Source organism: Halanaerobium saccharolyticum (assembly GCF_004362045.1).
Classification (GTDB): domain Bacteria; phylum Bacillota; class Halanaerobiia; order Halanaerobiales; family Halanaerobiaceae; genus Halanaerobium; species Halanaerobium saccharolyticum_C.
The window spans coordinates 41273-58241 of the sequence record NZ_SNWX01000003.1 but is presented as its reverse complement, the minus strand read 5'-3'; the positions used below and the strand labels follow the sequence as shown (position 1 = coordinate 58241).

At 34.4% G+C, this 16969-nt stretch carries 15 protein-coding genes; 3 read left to right on the top strand and 12 right to left on the bottom strand.

The window, feature by feature from the left end:
• Positions 1 to 75 precede the first annotated feature (75 nt).
• From DFR79_RS02935 to argC, 3 genes are all read right to left on the bottom strand, one after another.
• A complete protein-coding gene (locus tag DFR79_RS02935) occupies positions 76 to 1272 on the bottom strand; it encodes an aspartate aminotransferase family protein (RefSeq protein ID WP_133514013.1) in 1197 nt (398 codons plus the stop codon).
• A gap of 105 nt (positions 1273 to 1377) precedes the next feature.
• Entirely contained in the window at positions 1378 to 2247 is an 870-nt protein-coding gene (argB, locus tag DFR79_RS02930) for an acetylglutamate kinase (protein WP_133514150.1), read from the bottom strand.
• 31 nt (positions 2248 to 2278) lie between these two features.
• Positions 2279 to 3373, bottom strand: a complete 1095-nt coding sequence (argC, locus tag DFR79_RS02925) for an N-acetyl-gamma-glutamyl-phosphate reductase (protein WP_133514012.1) — start codon at positions 3371 to 3373, stop codon at positions 2279 to 2281.
• Between the two features lie 260 nt (positions 3374 to 3633).
• On the opposite strand from argC, the gene DFR79_RS02920 reads away from it, so the two are divergent.
• The 3 genes from DFR79_RS02920 to DFR79_RS02910 all read left to right on the top strand — a co-directional run bounded on the left by DFR79_RS02920 (position 3634) and on the right by DFR79_RS02910 (position 6050).
• Positions 3634 to 4833 carry a tetratricopeptide repeat protein gene (locus tag DFR79_RS02920; protein ID WP_133514011.1) on the top strand — a complete coding sequence of 400 codons (1200 nt, stop codon included), beginning with the start codon at positions 3634 to 3636 and terminating at the stop codon, positions 4831 to 4833.
• Between the two features lie 27 nt (positions 4834 to 4860).
• The gene (locus DFR79_RS02915) at positions 4861 to 5142 is read left to right on the top strand and encodes a hypothetical protein (protein WP_133514010.1); all 282 of its coding nucleotides are present in this window, start codon (positions 4861 to 4863) and stop codon (positions 5140 to 5142) included.
• Between the two features lie 92 nt (positions 5143 to 5234).
• Entirely contained in the window at positions 5235 to 6050 is an 816-nt protein-coding gene (locus DFR79_RS02910) for an aldo/keto reductase (RefSeq protein ID WP_133514009.1), read from the top strand.
• A 115-nt stretch (positions 6051 to 6165) separates the two neighbouring features.
• On the opposite strand, the gene DFR79_RS02905 is transcribed toward DFR79_RS02910, so the two are convergent.
• From DFR79_RS02905 to DFR79_RS02865, 9 genes are all read right to left on the bottom strand, one after another.
• The gene (locus DFR79_RS02905; protein WP_133514008.1) at positions 6166 to 7011 is read right to left on the bottom strand and encodes a hypothetical protein; all 846 of its coding nucleotides are present in this window, start codon (positions 7009 to 7011) and stop codon (positions 6166 to 6168) included.
• Between the two features lie 94 nt (positions 7012 to 7105).
• A complete protein-coding gene (locus DFR79_RS02900; RefSeq protein ID WP_133514007.1) occupies positions 7106 to 10213 on the bottom strand; it encodes an efflux RND transporter permease subunit in 3108 nt (1035 codons plus the stop codon).
• 2 nt (positions 10214 to 10215) lie between these two features.
• Positions 10216 to 11502: an efflux RND transporter periplasmic adaptor subunit gene (locus tag DFR79_RS02895; protein WP_133514006.1), complete on the bottom strand. Its 1287-nt coding sequence runs from the start codon at positions 11500 to 11502 to the stop codon at positions 10216 to 10218.
• Positions 11495 to 12892 (bottom strand): TolC family protein, encoded by a 1398-nt coding sequence (locus DFR79_RS02890; protein ID WP_133514005.1) that lies wholly within the window; start codon positions 12890 to 12892, stop codon positions 11495 to 11497. Before DFR79_RS02890 ends, DFR79_RS02895 begins: the two co-directional genes overlap by 8 nt.
• The gene (locus DFR79_RS02885) at positions 12879 to 13952 is read right to left on the bottom strand and encodes a TolC family protein (protein ID WP_133514004.1); all 1074 of its coding nucleotides are present in this window, start codon (positions 13950 to 13952) and stop codon (positions 12879 to 12881) included. Before DFR79_RS02885 ends, DFR79_RS02890 begins: the two co-directional genes overlap by 14 nt.
• 119 nt (positions 13953 to 14071) lie before the next feature.
• Complete coding sequence (locus DFR79_RS02880) at positions 14072 to 14389, bottom strand: cupin domain-containing protein (protein WP_133514003.1); 318 nt, start codon at positions 14387 to 14389, stop codon at positions 14072 to 14074.
• Between the two features lie 170 nt (positions 14390 to 14559).
• Positions 14560 to 14805, bottom strand: a complete 246-nt coding sequence (locus DFR79_RS02875; protein ID WP_133514002.1) for a hypothetical protein — start codon at positions 14803 to 14805, stop codon at positions 14560 to 14562.
• A gap of 29 nt (positions 14806 to 14834) precedes the next feature.
• A complete protein-coding gene (locus DFR79_RS02870; protein WP_133514001.1) occupies positions 14835 to 15407 on the bottom strand; it encodes a TetR/AcrR family transcriptional regulator in 573 nt (190 codons plus the stop codon).
• A 95-nt stretch (positions 15408 to 15502) separates the two neighbouring features.
• Positions 15503 to 16954: an NAD(P)/FAD-dependent oxidoreductase gene (locus DFR79_RS02865; RefSeq protein ID WP_133514000.1), complete on the bottom strand. Its 1452-nt coding sequence runs from the start codon at positions 16952 to 16954 to the stop codon at positions 15503 to 15505.
• Positions 16955 to 16969 lie beyond the last annotated feature (15 nt).

Sequence of the window (16969 nt, the reverse complement as noted above, 5' to 3'; positions counted from 1 at the left end):
AAAACTACTCCTTATATATTTAGCCTGTAATTTTATTAGCCTGTAATTTTAGATAAGACCTTTTAGCTTGTCATTCTATTTTTCTGCAATTATCTCTTTAATATTTTTTATTAATAAATCAATATCTTCTTTTTCTACAACTAAGGGCGGCAGCAGCCGCAGAGTATGTTCTTTAACTCCATTTACCAGAAAACCGCGCTCAAAAAGTTGATTTGTCATCTTTTTAGCTGACAGACTTTGGTCAAACTCTAAAGCCAGCATTAAACCGATACCTCGGGTTTCAAGAAGATTATCATTTTCAGCCACCAGCTTATCCAGTTCTGCTCTTAAATAAATCCCTTTTTCTTTAACAGATTCCAGAAATCCAGCTTCCAGCATGATGTCCATTACCTCTGAGGCGGCTCTGGTTGCCAGAGGATTACCGCCAAAGGTTGTCCCATGGTCACCAGGTTCAAAGGCTGAAGCGACCTCCTCTCTGGCCATAAAAGCTCCAATGGGAACTCCACCACCTAAGGCCTTGGCGAGAGTTATAATATCTGCTTCCACACCATAATTCTGATAGGCAAAAAGTTCACCGGTTCTGCCCATTCCACACTGAACTTCATCAAAAATTAAGAGAATATCCTTTTGGTCACAGAGCTGGCGCACCCCTTCTAAATATTCTTTTTCTGCCGGATAAATTCCACCTTCTCCCTGGATTGGCTCCAGCATAATTGCTGCAGTTTTATCAGTTACCGCCTTTTTCAAAGCTTCCAGATCATTAAAAGGCACTGTATAAAATCCTTCTGGCAGCGGAGTAAAAGGTTTTTTGTATTTATCCTGACCCGTTGCAGTTACAGTTGACATTGTCCGACCGTGAAAAGATTTATCTGCCGTGATAGTCTCGAATTTATTGGTCCCTTTTTTCTTAAAATACTTGCGGGCCAGCTTTAAGGCTCCTTCGTTTGCTTCCGAGCCGCTGTTGGCAAAAAAGACCCGGTCATAACAGGAGTTCTGGCATAATTTCTTTTCCAGCTCCGACTGAGGCTCTATGTAATAGAGGTTAGAACAGTGAATAATTTTATCTATCTGATCCTTTAAAGCAGCTTTAAAGCGCTGGCTGCTGTAACCCAGGGCATTAACTCCAATCCCCGCTAAAAAATCCCGATATACCTTACCATCCTTGCTGTAGATTTTTATTCCCTCAGCTTTCTCAACATAGAGTGGATATCTGCCGCTGTAAACATTCATAAAGTGCTTCTCGTCCATTTCAACAATCTCTTCTATTTCCATCTTATCAATTCTCCCTTCTAATAATAGAAATAATTTTTCCTAAAATGAGATAAAATTAACTACTAAAATTTTCAGTTTCCTTTTTCTAATTTAAACCACCGGGCACTAATCCTGAACAATCATTGTTCCTACTCCCTGATCAGTAAAGATTTCTAAAAGCAGTGGATGAGCTACCAGACCATTCAAAATATGAGTTCTAATAACTCCGCTTTCTACAGCCTGCATACAGCCTTCAACTTTGGGCAGCATCCCCCCCTGAATCTTGCCCTCTGCAATCCATTTTTTTATCTCACTAAATGTCAGCTGAGAGACTCTGCTCTCTGCATCTTCTGCATCATAGCGGATTCCATTAACATCAGTCAAATAGATTAGTTTTTCTGCTTTTAAGGAAGCAGCCAGTTCTCCTGCCACACTATCAGCATTGATATTTAAACCTTCTCCCTCATCATTAACCCCTACCGGTGCAATTACCGGGATATAGCCATCTTCAATCAATTTTTCTATTAGCTCCGGGTTAATCTGTTCGACTTCACCGACAAATCCTAAATCTTTTGCCGGGTCAGTAAACTCCTTCTTTTTCGCCCTGATCAAATTTCCATCTTTACCGGAAACCCCAACTGCCTTGGCCTGCATTTTATTAATCAGAGCCACGATTTCCTTATTAATCTGAGCCGAAAGCACCATCTCAACAATCTCCATTGTCTCTTTGTCAGTTACCCGCAGACCGTCAATAAAATTCGCCTTAATATTTAAACGGTCCAGAGTTTTATTGATTGCCGGACCACCACCGTGAACAATAACCGGATTGATTCCTACATATTTAAGCAGAGTAATATCCTCAATTAATTTTTCCTTTAGTTCATCATCTGCCATAATACTGCCGCCATATTTAATGACAAAAGTCTTGCCGAAAAAGTCCTTAAAGTATGGTAAAGCTTCAATTAAAACATTTGCCTTTTCTATTAGTTCTTCTATTGTACTCTCCTCCTTGCTGCTAAATACTATTTTAAGGAAATAATGCTGTTGCTTTAAGACCGGTGTTTTCAGGAAACCCAAAAATAAGATTCAGATTCTGTACTGCCTGTCCGGCTGCTCCCTTGAGCATATTATCAATAGCAGAAACAATTATTATTCTATCTGTGCGCTGATCATATTTAAAACCAATCTGAGCAAAATTCGAACCGGCCACATTTTTTATTTCCGGCAGCTCATCTACCAGCACCTCTACAAATCCTTCCTGATTGTAGGCCTGCTGATAAAGTTCTAAAATTTCTGTCTTAGAACTGCTTTCCTTTAGATTAAGATAAATAGTTGCCAGAATCCCTCTTTTTATTGGAACCAGATGCGGTGTAAATAAAACCTGAGCTCTTCTTTTTGCTGCTAATTTATCAAAATTTAATTTCCCTGGCTCCAGCTCATATTCTCCTGCTAAAAACTGATTTGAAATATATTCAATTTCCGAACTGTGTCTGTGGACCCCCGGACTGTAGGCTTTAATTGTGTTATGAGTCTCTGTAAAAAGTAAATTTTGTTTTAAACTGCGGCCGGCTCCACTGACCCCGGATTTAGCATCAATAATAATCGAACTGAGATCAGCCTTTGAAAACTGCAGCAGTGGTAAAATTCCAAGCAGAGATGCTGTAACATAACAGCCGGGATTGGCCACTAAATCAGCCTCTTTAATCTTTTCTCGATTTAATTCCACCAGCCCGTAGACAGCTTTTTTTGCCAGCTCAGGATGCTGATGCTCAACTCCATACCATTCCTGATAAATATCTACATCATGGTAGCGAAAATCACCACTTAAATCTATAATTTTTGGACCTTTACCGTAAAGTTCTCCCACAACATTCTGCGAAACTCCATGGGGTAGAGCTGTAAAAATCAGATCACTTGCTGCCGGCTCAAAATCTTCCATTGCTCTTAGCTGATAATCATTTAAACTCGAACCCCTGAACTGAGGATAAAGATCAACCAGTCTCTGTCCGGCACTACTTTTGGAAACTAAATCTTTGATTTCAACTTCTGGATGCTGATGTAAAAGCCGCATTAACTCGATTCCAACATAGCCAGTGGCTCCAACTATAGAAACATTAATCATCTGCTCAACTCCTTTAATCCTGAAATACCTGCAAAAAACTGGGGCTTTTAAATTATATCTTTGGCTTATTTTATCGCATTAAAGTAGTTGAATCAAGCTATTTGGCTAATTTGCTCAAATAAAGCAAAAAAAGTGTTAAACGGTTAATATAAATTACCTGTTAAATGGCTTAATATTATTTATAGAATATTTAGAACAGTATATGATAAATTTGTAAATGTAAAGAGCGCAAACTTAATTTAAATCAGGAGGGAAAAATAATGATTAAAAAGGGTTTGTATTTTAGTTTAGTTGTATTAATAATTCTTTCAAGCTCATCACTAATTTTAGCTCAGAATACTGACAATAATCAGGTTCCAGCGCAAGACGTTTTCACTTTAGCTTTAGAAGATTATAATCAGGAAAATTACAATTCAGCAGCTGAAAAATTCCAATCTTTACTGGCAAGAAATAATTTGAGTGAAGACCTTAGATTTAGTGTCTTATATTACTCTACTATGACCGCTATTAAAAGATATCAGACTGCTCAGGCGATTGACTATCTGGAACAATTTAATCAGGCTGGATTTCAGGATTCCAATTTAAACTGGAAAATCGGAGAATTATTTTTAAACAAAGATGGCCAATTTGATAGTGCTAATTTTGAAAAAGCACTAGAATATCTCAAAAAAGCAGAAGAACTCGGACTTGATAAACTACCATTTAAGAGAGATCTTGCTTTTGCCTATCTAGAAACCCAGAAACTTGAGAAATCAGAAAAAATATATAAAGCAGTAATCAAAGAAAATGCAACAAGTTCTGACTATTCCAATCTGGCAAGAATTAAAGAAAAACAGAATCAGCTAAATGAAGCTGTTGAGTATTACAAAAAGGCCATAGAGATGAATGGAAATCGAGCTGGCTTATATTTAAATTTAGGTAATTTATATCAAAAATTAGAAAATTACGATTCTGCCATTGCTGTTTATAAAGAAGGAATTGAAAAAAGAAGTAACTTTGCAGCTTTATATATAGGCCTGGGCGAAAGTTATCTTAATCTGGAAAACTATACTGAAGCCAGAAAAGCCCTGGAAAAAGCAGTAGAAATCAATGAAAATTCATATTATGGATACTTCTTACTGGGTAATATTGAAAAAAAGAGAGGAAATGATAGGCAGGCTTTCATTTATTATAAGCAGTCTCTCAAATATAATCCTGATTATGTAGAAGCCTATCTGGGGGAAGGACAGCTTTACTTAGAAAGAGAGGAATATCAGAATGCCATTTCTAGTTTCTCTACAGCGGTAGAAAAAAATCCGGATTATGCAGAAAGTCATTATTATTTAGGTAGAGCCTATTATCAGGCTGGTATGCTAAAAGAAGCTGCGGCTGAGTTTAGAAAAACACTGCATATTAATGATAGATTTCCGGAAGCAAGAGACTTATTAGAAAAAATCGAAAGAAAGTTAAGCAGCAATTAGAAACTTCTAAAAGGAGGTGTGATTAAAATGAGAATTTTAATTACAGTCATTGTTGTTCTTGCAATTTTAGTAACTGCAACAATTAGCAAACCTAATCAAGAAGAATTTATCAACTGGGGAGTTGCAGAAATTAGAGGTCAATCTGCAAGTGATATAGAACGAATATTCGGTGGTACAGTTTCAGAACCAGTGGAAGAAGTACAGACAGAAATCAGTGATTATGTTTTCTTTACAGTTTTCACTATCCAGGAAAATGGGGAAGAATATAAATTTCTGGGAGTATTCGGTACTTTCTTTGGTCTTAATTAATTAATTATTCAAAACAGTAGAATCTAGTACTATCAAACTTCAACTGCGCAGTTAAAACTACAATATTACTGCTTTTGGAAAGGATGATTTTTATGAAAGAAATTGAGCTTAAAAATGAAAATAAAATACCGGCCCTGGGCCTTGGCACTTCCGGTTTAAAAGGAAAAGAATGTACTGAGGTTGTTAAACAGGCCCTTGAGCTTGGTTATCGTCATCTTGACACTGCTGATATGTATGGAAACCATCAGGCAATTGCTAGAGCCTTAAACGAAACTGATATTGATAGAGACCAGCTTTTTATTACCTCTAAAATCCAGAGTCAAGATTTAGAATATAAGCAGCTATTTAAATCTGCTGCCCGACTTTTAACTGAACTGGATCTTAAATATTTTGATCTGCTCTTAATTCACTGGCCGAATCCGGATATCCCGGTTGAAGAATCGCTAAAAGCAATGCAGGAATTAAAAGCAGACGGCAGGGCCATAAATATTGGGGTCAGCAATTTTACAATTCCACTTCTAAAAGAGGCCCTGGATGCTTATCCTGATTTAATTACTGTTAATCAGGTAGAATTTCATCCAACACTTTATCAAAAAGAACTTCTGGATTTTGCTTTTAAAAATGATGTTATTTTAACTGCCTATAGTCCCCTGGCTCAGGGAGAAGTCTTCAATAACAGTGTCTTAAAAGTTCTGGGAGAAAAATATGATAAAACACCAGCACAGCTTGCTTTAAGATGGCTAATTGAAAAAAATATTGCTGCTATTCCCAGAGCAAGCTCTAAAGAACATCTAAAAAACAATTTAGATGTTTTTGACTGGAATTTTCCGGTTGAAGCAGCCCGAGAAATGGAACTTCTTGATCAAAATAATCGATTGATAGATCCCGGTTATCCTGATTTTGATTAAAATATAGTAAAATAATTCCCCACTATTAACTCAAAAATAATTATTTTGAGAAATAGTGGGGATTTTTTTCTCTGTACTTCCTATTTAGATGGATTGAGTAATATATAACTAACAACTAATTAAATATCTTTATTAATCTGTTTTTTTCTTTTCTATTTAATTCTACGCTACAGCAATCCACTTCTTTTAAAAAACATTCTCCACTTTTCTCATAATAAAATTTTAAAACCTCATAATAATCAAATTTTTTTAGTACTTTTAATTTCTTATTTAATTTTTCCTGAAAAAAAACTGCTTTTATATTATTTTCATTTTTATAGCTATTCCATATTTTATTAAATTCTTCTATAAAAATAAATGAATAACTACTAATAATAGAATTATTATTTCTTAATGCTGTTAAAAATAAATCATCTGATTTATAAATTATTTCAAGATTTTTATTGTTTTTCTTATAAATCTCTATTTTTGTTATATCGAAATCAGTGTCATAATCAGTTAGTAAAATAATTCCTTTAATATTGGTTTTTCTAATTAAATTATTCACTTCTATATGTTTAAGAGCTTGAGGTGCCATTTCTAAATATAAAGTTATATTTTTATTTAAATACTTGGAAATATAATTTTTATTTTTTTTATAATCTTCAACAAATTTAGCTGATATATTTAAAGAAAAAACTAAATTATTATGGTTTTCTATTTTCTTTATAATTTCATCTAAATCAAAATATTGGTTTAACACCAAGTCAATAATTACATTTGAATTTTCAGGTAAAATTTTAAATATCTTATTATAATAATTTAAACAGTTAAGATTAGATGTATTATAATTATCACTTTCAATAAAAAAATTTTTAATACCCATATTTTTATATTTAGATATCATTTCAGAAGTTCTTTCATATTTTATTTTATTATCTGCATTAAGAAATATAATTATTGGCACATAAATATTATTCATTTCTTCACCCCCGAGCAAAATCAAATATTTTTAAATAAAAGTTTTTACTGCGGAAAAATCATAAAAAACTAAACTTTTCCGCAGTAAATATAATTTAATTATTATAAATTTTTTCTTTTAAATCTTCAAACAAACTATAAACTACAGGAACAAATATCAGCAGCAGCATGGTGGAAGAAAATAGGCCTCCCATAACTACCTTTGCCAGCGGCGAATACTGTTCTGTACCCACAGCTAATTCTAAGGCCAGTGGTGTCATACCGGCAAGTGTAGAAAAGGTAGTCATTAAAATTGGTCTGAACCTCAAACGTGCTCCTTCTAAAATTGCCTCTTTAGTACTTTTTCCTTCTTTTTCTGCTTCGATAACAAAATCAATTAGATGAATAGCATCATTAACCGCAATACCGGAAAGTAATATTAGTCCCATCATAGCAGGCATCGAAAGATAGGTGTTGGTAAGCAGGAGAGCTGCTACTACCCCTACCAATTCTAAAGGAATAGAGATCATAATTGTAATCGGATGCAGCAGTGATTTGAACTGCGATACTAAAAGCAGATAAATAAAGGCCACTGCAAAAACAAGGGCAACTCCTAACCTGCTAAGAGCTTCATTCATATCATCCTGCTGACCGGTAACCTCTGCATTATAGCCAGCCGGCAGCTGATAATCAGCAATAACTGCCTTGATATCCTGATTAATTTTACTTAAAGCTCTATCCTTACTGAAGCCTAGAATATCAAGGGTATACTGCATATCTTCTCTGCTAATCAAATTAGGTCCTTTTTCCGTTTTGATTGTTGCAATTTCCCGAAGAGGCAGATTTTTACCCCCAGGACTGATAATTATTAAATTTTTTAAATCATTTTTATAAACCATCTGCTTATCTTTATATTTAACTAAAATATTTAGATCATCCTGCTCAGGAAGAGAAAAATCTTGAGAAGCATCAATACCACTAACTGCAGCTGAAATTTGCTGAGAAATTTCTCTGGTGCTTAAATTTAGTTCAGCCGCTCTTTTTTCATTTATATTAATGTGATACTCAGGACTATTGAGAGCCCATCTCAAATTGATGTTAACTGCTCCTGGAACTTTCTTGATTTTTTCTGCCAGTCCCTGAGCAAAATTATATAAAATCTCTGGATCTTTTCCACTCAATCGAATTACTAAAGGTGCCTGGGTTGTAGAAACAGAGGTTGCCCCTGCTTCTTCAACTACATAGGCTCTAATACCGGGTACTTTAGCTATTTTATTTCTCAATTCCTCCTGTATTTCCCAGATTGATCTTTCTCTATTATTTCTATTTTTATAAGTCAGAGACATAAAGGCCTGCTGTACCCCATTGGCTCCTGTGGTTGCCTGAGTACTTGCTCCCGGTTCAAAACCAAGCTGAGTTGAATAAATTAACAGTTCGGGAACAGATTCTACTATTTTTTCAACTTTCTTAGCCACTTCTTCAGTTTTAGCAAGTGAGGAGCCAGCTTCTGTTTCTATAGAAATATAACTCTGGCCGCTGTCCATAACCGGTGTCATCTCTGCTCCAATTAAAGGAATTAAACTTAAAGTTACCAATAATAATACTACCGCTGTTGTAATAACAATTGCCCTATTGTTTAAAGATTTCTCCAGCAATTTTAAATAATATTTCCTGGAACTTTCCAGAAGTTTAGTAAATAAAGCTACTATATTTTTAAAAAAGGCTAATACCTTAAAAGATTTCTTTTTTTCTTCTGCCTTTAATACCATTGATAAAACAAGGGGTACAATTGTAAAAGAACTAATAACCGAACCCGTCCAGGCAAATAAAAGTGTCATTGAAAGTGGTCTAAACATCTGCTGCACAAAACCACCAATAAACATAACTGGAACTAACACTATCATTGAAGTAGTAGTTCCTGCAATAACAGCTAAAATCATCTCATTTGTTCCTTCTACTGCTGCTTTAAATGCAGATTTACCTAAGTCTTCAAAATGACGGGTCACATTTTCAATCACAACTATCGAATTATCAACCAGCATTCCAATTGAAAGAATAAGACCAGTCATAGTTACTGTATTTAAACTCAAATTAAATGCCTTTAGCAGTGCCAGAGTTAAAACAAAGGTCACCGGTATAGAGATTGAAACAGCCAGAGTACTCCGCCAGTTCTCCAGAAACAAGAAAATTACTATAATGGTCAAAATAATTCCTATAAACAGGGTGTTTGCCATGTTGTAAATTGCCAGTTTAACAAATTCTGACTGATCTTCTGTAATCTGAAAATTAAGTTCCGGGTATTCTGCCTTCATTTCATTTACAGCTTTTTTGACATTATCAACTACCTGAACAGTATTTGCATCCTGCTGTTTTAAAATATTTAAAGCTACAGTTTCTTCACCTTCAACCCTGAATTTACTTCTGACTTCTGCAAAGCTATCATTAACTTCTGCCAGATCTTCTAAATATATTTTGCCCTCAGGAGTAGAAGTTATTATTAAATTTCTAATTTCTTCTAAATTTTCATATTCCCCAACAATACGCAGCAGATATTCCTGATCTTTTGTTGTCAGTCGCCCTCCTGGAAAGTTGATATTTTCCTGGTCCAGTCTTCTGGTGATCTGAGATATAGAAATATCATAAGCCGCCATCGCCTCGCGGTCAACATTGATCTGTATTTCTCTTTTCTTTCCCCCATAAACATCCACATTTGCAACTCCATTAACTAACTGCAGTCTATTTTTTAACTGGTTATCTGCAAGGGTTCTAAGCTGTGTATCACTGCGTGGACCACTAATTGCAAGAGTTAAAATCGGACGATCAGATTTAGAAAATTTCTGAACCTTAGGCTCTTCAATATCTGATGGTAGTTCATTTCTTATTCTACTAACTACATTCTGAACATCCACAGCTGCCGTATTTATGTTTTTATCATAACCAAATTCAACACTAACTAAGGACACACCCTCCATAGCATCAGAGCTAATACTTTCTACTCCTTCAATGCTTCCCAGCTCTTCTTCTAAAGGCTCATTTATCTTTTCAGCAATATCTGAGGCACTAACACCTTTATATTGAGTTTGAATACTTACTACAACCGGCTCAGTATCCGGATTAAGCTGGATGTTTAAAGTTAAAAGAGCTGCAGCACCTAAAAGAATAACTGCCAGAACTGCTGCAGTTGTTGTATATTTTTTCTTAACTGCAAAATCTACTAAACTCATAATTAATCATCTCCATTTTCCTGCTCGGATAAATAAACCTTTACATTATCCTGTAGATCATTGAGATTGCTTACTGCTATTTTATCTCCTGCTGCCAGAGAGGATTTCACAATAGTGTAATAACCGTTGCTGGCACCTCTCTTAATCTTTTTACGAACAGCTTTACCTTCTTCAATTAAATACACATAAGATTTGTTTTGATAATTAAAAATTGCTTTTTCAGGTATAATTAATACATCCTTATAACTTTCAGCAACTAGGGCAGCCGATACAAAGTCCCCATCTTTTAAAGATAAATTATTTACTTTTAAACTAATTGTCACTTCTGTAGTTCTGCTTCTAGGATCAGCTGCAGAAGCAATCTCCGAAATTTCTGCTTTCAAATTTTCATTTTCAAGCACAGGTGAGGAAATTAAAGCTTTAGTACCTATTTTTAGTTTGTTGAGATCCTGCATTCCCACCTGAACCTTAACTTCAAACCGGTCAGGCTGAGCTATCTCAAAAAGAGGCTGCCCCACACCGGTAAATTCTCCTTCTTCTGCAAATTCTCTAACAACTTTAGCTGTAATTGGCGATTTGACCTCTGTATCCTTTAATTTAAGTCTGGCATTTTCAAACTCATTCTCTGCTTTTTTAAGCTTTTCTCTGCTGTTTTTAATATTTAATTCTGCAATTTCTACTGACTTTTCAGCACTGGCAGCTGCTGCCTTCATTCTTTCTACCTGAGCGGCTGCCTTTTTGAATTGGGTTTTGGTCTGCTCAAATTTAGCTTCTGCTATAGCATTTTTTTGATAAAGTTTTTTATCACGCTCATAATCACTTTTCCACTGTGAGTAATTACTCTGAGCTTCATTTAAAGCTGCCCTGCTTTCAATCAAATTATTTTCTGAAATTTCTTTTGATAATTTGGTCTTTTTCAAAGCGATTTTTGCTTCCTTAACAGCTGCCTGAGCAGAATTTAAATTGTTTTTTAACTCCTCATCATCTATTTTTGCTAAAAGCTCTCCTTTTTTTATTTCATCTCCTTCTTCAACATAAATATCTGTTATCTCTCCGCCAATTTGGGCAGATATTTTCCTTTTTCCTGCATATTCTACAGTACCGCTGTAATTATATATAATTTGAAAATCATCTTTTTTTACTTCAGTTGTTTCCACAGGAACTCCCAAATTTTGTTCTTCATCCATTTGCGCCTCTCTATTCTTGAGCTGTCTGATAAAAATTAAAGCAGCAGCACCAATTATAATGATTAGTAAAATTGTTAAACCCATTTTTGCTTTTTTATTCACTGCTATCTCCTCCCAGTTTTCCTGTAGTAAAGCTTTTATGGATGTTCTCCACTGCAGCCAAAATCTCGGTCCTTTTTAACTGGACTGCATATTCTGCTGCAGCCAGATTAGCTTCAGCCTCAGCCACCAGCTTTTGAGCAGAAATTAATTCACTTTCAATAACTGCACCTTTTTGATATCTGCTTTTTGTGCTCTGATATTCTAATTTGGCTCTCTTTAAATTTTGAGCAGCAGTATCCACTCTATTTTTTGCTAAGTTCAATTCTCTTAAGAGGTTTGACACTTCAATTTTTATTTGTGCTTCAAGATTTTTTAAGCCGAATTCACTTTCCTTTAATCTGGCTTCTGCTGCTTTAATTTCTGCATTATTTTTACCTCCATCAGAAAACTGATAACTCAAAGCAGCTGTTACCTTCCATTCACTTTCTTCTAATAGCTCCAAGTTTTTAACTGAAATATATTTTTCATTCTGCTCCCGAGTATCAGCACTGGCGCTTAAATTAAACTGATACTTACTATTTAAAGAACTTTTAACTCTACCATCTTCAAAAAGATATTCTCCGCCAAGAAAAAATACTGGATCATCTTTCGAATTAAGGTATTTAATGTCCGCCCGAATAAGATCTGCATTTAACTTTTTTATCTGATAATCACTTCTATTTTTATAGGCCTTTTTTAAAAGTAATTCTTTTTTAAATTCAAAATTACTCTCTAAACTGGTGACTTTTCTATCCACCAATTTCAATTCTGCTGCATTAATACCCGTTAATAAAATCAGCTCTTCTTTAGCCTTAATTCTGTCACTTTTAAGACTTTTTAGTTCCTCTCTGACTTTTTCCAAGTTTATTTTTGTTCTCAATAAATCAGCATCCGTAATCAAATTATCTGCATGTCTTTTTTTAGCATTTTGATATAATGCTTCCGCTTCAGCAACTGCTGATTTCTGGCTCTTAATTAAATTTTCTATTTTTAAAAAGTTATAGTACTGTTTAATTACAGCTGCTAAAACTTCTTCTCTTGTTTTTTTGTATTCTAATTCAGCTATATAATATTTAAGATCTGCTTTATCAAGTTGAGCTTCTGTACCCGAAGATTCAGCCAGGAACTTGCTGTAATTGATTGTACTGAAAATACTCCCATCCTCAGTTAATTCTTCATCCTGCCAGGAAAGTTCACCACTTAATTTTGAATTCATTATACTGTCAGATGCTTTCTTCTGCATTTCAGCTGCTTTCAATCTTTCTCTGGCAGATTTTAGCGTATTATTATTTTCTAAAGCTGACTTTAACACTGCATCTAAATTTATCTCAGCTGCCACCATAGAGACCGGTATAAAGCCGCTGATAACTATCAATATAATACTAAATAAAATTATTTTATTTAGTTTCATAATCTACCATCTCCTTAAAATTTCCAGTACTTAGATACAGTTCAGCCAGACTTAAATAATAATTAATTTTAGCATGAGAATAATTTATTTCACTCTGATAGAGGTCAACCTGAGTCTCCAAAAGCTCTGTCCCTGTAATATAATCTTCTTCAAAATATAATTTTTTTACCCTGAGTGCTTCCTTTAAACTTTCAATAACTTTTTTATAGCGCTCAATTTCTGCTATGCTATTCTGATGATCAAGATACTTATTATTAACATCAAGCTTAATCCTATCTTTAACTAGTTTCAGCTGATTTTCTGCTTTTTTTAATTCATTTTTTGCCTGCTCTGCTTCTAATTTTGAACTATAATCTGCTGAAGCAATCTGATAGTTAATTTTTTGAAGTGCTATATTGGTCTCTGCTTCTTGGATTTCAATCCTTTTATTTAAAGCTATATTAAAAAGCTCATTCAAACTTTTATTAAGTTCCCAATTTTTCAGTTCTTTTACATTAAAATTAATTTTCAGCTGTTCATTAAAATTCAAATTTAAATTCTGTTTTAATTTAAAAGCTGCTCTTTTTTTAGTGTTGATCGCTGTTTTTAAATTACTTTCTGTACTTTTTAGTTCTACCTCCGCCTGCATCACATCACTTTTTATTATACTCCCCTGCTTATACTTTTCTTTAATATTTTCTAATTCTTTTTCTAAAATTTTTCTATATTTTTTGTGAATAGCAATAGAATTCTCTGCCTTGTAATAACTGAAAAAATCACTGATTAGTTTTTCCGTTACCTGATCCCTTGTAATTTCTAAATTTCTCTCTGCAATATCCATCTCAGCTTCAGCTTTTTTTAAAAACAGTGGTGAAGGTCTTAACTCCTGCTCTGCTTTTTCTCTAACCAGAGCAATTTTTTTTGCCTCCAAATTAATCTTTGCTTCTTTAACTTCTCTGTTCTCAGATAGGGATTTTTCTAGATACTGCTTAAGATTAAAGCTGTATTCAGCTGCTGCAGGTACTGTAAATACAATCAGAAGAGTAACAGTCAAAAATATAAATAATTTTTTCTTAGTCATTTAAATTAAACCTCCTTTTAATTTCATAAATCCAAACTCTTCATGAATGAATATTCATTCATGAATTTAGATAAAAATCCAGCTGCTCTCACAGCCGGCATTATTTTCTATCTTTATTTTTAAAGTGATGGAGTCTTAACATTTAATACTTCAAATTTTTCTCCCTGGTCAGCATTTAATTCCATTTCAGTATTGGGAGGACAGGTTACGATTGTACCTGCTTCTACAACATTGGATTCTTCTCCGATTCTTAATGTACCCTTCCCTTCTTTGATATAAAAGAAAACATCAACCGGCACCTGATGTCCAGGAACTCTATCTCCTGGACTTAAAACAAGGTTCATTACCTGAGCATTCTCATGTTTAAAAACTGACTTAGCAATAACTCCTCTTTTGTTTTTCTTTGCTTCTAACTCACTTAGTTTAATAATTTCCATCTAAATCATCCCTTTCAATTGATAATTATTTATTGTCTATATTAAAAAACAAGAATATGAATGAGCGCTCATTCATTGATATAAGTATAATACTTTGATCTATTTAGTTCAGTGATCCAGCTCACACTAAATCATTTACCTACCAGCTGATCAGAGTCAAAATTAAAAATTCAAAGAGTTTTCTCATCTACAAGTCTCTCTATTATCAATCCCATTAAAACTACCGAAATTAAAGTAAAAATAAAACGCAGAAAAGCAAATACCAGACCGATGGCAGTAATTATAATCAGCATCTGGGGAGCCAGTCCTAATGCTTTGATTAGAGCTTTTTTGATCCCCTGTTTTGTTTTAGTTTGACTGCAAAAAATAGAAATTAGAAGAGCAGCTAAAGCGATTAAATTAATAAATACTGCCACTGGTGTCCCCTCCTTTTTTCTCGGTACTTTTATTCAATAAAAATATGTTCAATTCTTTGCCAGACAAAATCAGGTGCCTTTTCTAAAAGGTTCATTTCTGGCTGAGTTAGAGCATGTTCAATAATCCCCTGAATAGAGCCCAAAAAGTATACGGCCAGCAAGTGAGTATCCACTTCCTTAATTTCACCTTCTTTGACACCTCTCTCAAAAAGATTCTCCAGCATTTTGATCAAGAAATTTCTGTGTGCCTTTATTTCCCCATCTTTTTTAGCCCTGGAAAAGTCCTTTTCTCTAACCAAAACTCTGCCCAGTTCTGGGTTTTCTCTTAAAACTGAAAAATGTCGATTTAAAAAGTGGACTAATAACTCCTTCAGTGACAGATCCCTCTTTTTTAACTCAGACATTATTTCTCTTCTTCTTTCCACTTCATATTTAAAGATATAAGCCAGAACCTCATCTTTGCTGGAAAAATAATTATATATTGTGCCGACTGCCAGTCCGGCCTGATCAGCTATATCCTGCATTCTAGTATTAAAAAATCCTTCTCGAGAAATTACTTTTACTGCAGCTTTTCTAATTCTATTTCTAGTTTCCTGAGCCATTTAAATCATCTCCTTGAATGAATATTCATTCATATTATAACAGTATAATAGTTATCTGTCAATTTTTAAATATATAAAATTTGAAGGTGTAATTTTTACTGATCTCTTAACCTCTTTTTAAGCTCATAGATATCAATTCGCTCAGGCACATAATCTTCATCCCGATTTTCTACTTCTTCCACTGGAATATTTAATTCTCGGCTTAAGATCTTTTTAATTCTGCTCTCACAAAAGTTTGCCTGGCATTCTCCGGTTTTAGCCCAGGTTCTTCTTTTAATTGCATCAGTAGTTTTTATTGGTATTGATCGGCTTAAAGCATCCAGGATTTCAGCTTCAGTAACATCTTCACAGCGGCAGATAATATGCTTTTCAGGATCCTGATGCTCTATCTCACCAGCAAAGCCTTCATCTTTTTCAACAATTATTGCTGGTCTGTAAGGATTAAAATCCTCTTTTTTCTTTAGCTCCAGTCCTGACTCATTTAAAATCTTTACTACTTTTTCGGCTATCGCGGGAGACGAGGTAAGACCTGGTGAGTCAATTCCGGCTGCCTGGACAAAACCCTTGACCTCTGTCTCTTCAATTATAAAATCTTCTCTGGTACTTTTAGGTCGTAAGCCAGCAAAAGTTGTAAGCATTCTATTAGTATCAAAATCCGGGATTGATCTGCGAGCCTGATCTATGACATATTTAATTTCTTTAAAACTTGTACTCACATCATTTTTCTTATCTATTTCTTCGGCATTGGGGCCAATCATAAAATTACCATGGGTAGTTGTAGTTGCTACTACTCCCTTGGTCTCTGGATTTGGAGCCTGAAAAATTACTGAATTAACCAGATGACTCTGACTTTTACTGAAAACTACATATTCTCCCCGCATTGGATAGATTTTAAAATCAGCAGCATCCAGCATATTAGAAACTTTATCTGCATAAATTCCGGCTGCATTGACAAGATAACGGCTTTCAACTTTTTCTTTAACCGTTTCTATTTCAAAATAATCATTATCTTTCTCAATATTTATTACTTCTGACTCTAATTTTAAGTCAACACCATTATCGACAGCATTTTCTGCCAGGGCAATGGTAAATTCATAAGGAGAGGTAACTCCTATAGTTTTACAGTAAAAAGCCGACTCTACCTGATCACTGACATGAGGCTCAATTTCTTTAATCTGCTCAGCATCAATAATTTCTATTTCCTCTTCTGATTGACCAACTTCTAAGGCATTTTGATATATTTTTTTCAAAGCTTTTTGGTCCTGATCATCAAAGGCAAGTACCAGTCCACCAGTTTTCTTATAACCAAAATTAAGCTCTTCATTTAATTTTTCATACATTTCATTTCCCCGAATACAGAGCTCGCCTTTTAAGGTTCCTGCTTTTGCGACATAACCACCGTGAACAATTCCGGTATTAGCTTTGGAAGCACCGGTAGAAACATCTGACTCTTTTTCAATTAGAGCCACCGAAAGATTATATTTAGAAAGTTCTCTGGCAATTGCCGAACCAACAACACCTGCTCCTATGATACTGACATCATACATCAAAGGACCTCCTTT

Bases quoted from the DNA above. Each gene is read 5' to 3' on its own strand.
- DFR79_RS02935 (WP_133514013.1), bottom strand. From the start codon at position 1,272: ATGGAAATAGAAGAGATTGTTGAAATGGACGAGAAGCACTTTATGAAT.
- argC (WP_133514012.1), bottom strand. From the start codon at position 3,373: ATGATTAATGTTTCTATAGTTGGAGCCACTGGCTATGTTGGAATCGAG.
- DFR79_RS02920 (WP_133514011.1), top strand. From the start codon at position 3,634: ATGATTAAAAAGGGTTTGTATTTTAGTTTAGTTGTATTAATAATTCTT.
- DFR79_RS02915 (WP_133514010.1), top strand. From the start codon at position 4,861: ATGAGAATTTTAATTACAGTCATTGTTGTTCTTGCAATTTTAGTAACT.
- DFR79_RS02910 (WP_133514009.1), top strand. From the start codon at position 5,235: ATGAAAGAAATTGAGCTTAAAAATGAAAATAAAATACCGGCCCTGGGC.
- DFR79_RS02905 (WP_133514008.1), bottom strand. From the start codon at position 7,011: ATGAATAATATTTATGTGCCAATAATTATATTTCTTAATGCAGATAAT.
- DFR79_RS02900 (WP_133514007.1), bottom strand. From the start codon at position 10,213: ATGAGTTTAGTAGATTTTGCAGTTAAGAAAAAATATACAACAACTGCA.
- DFR79_RS02890 (WP_133514005.1), bottom strand. From the start codon at position 12,892: ATGAAACTAAATAAAATAATTTTATTTAGTATTATATTGATAGTTATC.
- DFR79_RS02885 (WP_133514004.1), bottom strand. From the start codon at position 13,952: ATGACTAAGAAAAAATTATTTATATTTTTGACTGTTACTCTTCTGATT.
- DFR79_RS02880 (WP_133514003.1), bottom strand. From the start codon at position 14,389: ATGGAAATTATTAAACTAAGTGAGTTAGAAGCAAAGAAAAACAAAAGA.
- DFR79_RS02870 (WP_133514001.1), bottom strand. From the start codon at position 15,407: ATGGCTCAGGAAACTAGAAATAGAATTAGAAAAGCTGCAGTAAAAGTA.
- DFR79_RS02865 (WP_133514000.1), bottom strand. From the start codon at position 16,954: ATGTATGATGTCAGTATCATAGGAGCAGGTGTTGTTGGTTCGGCAATT.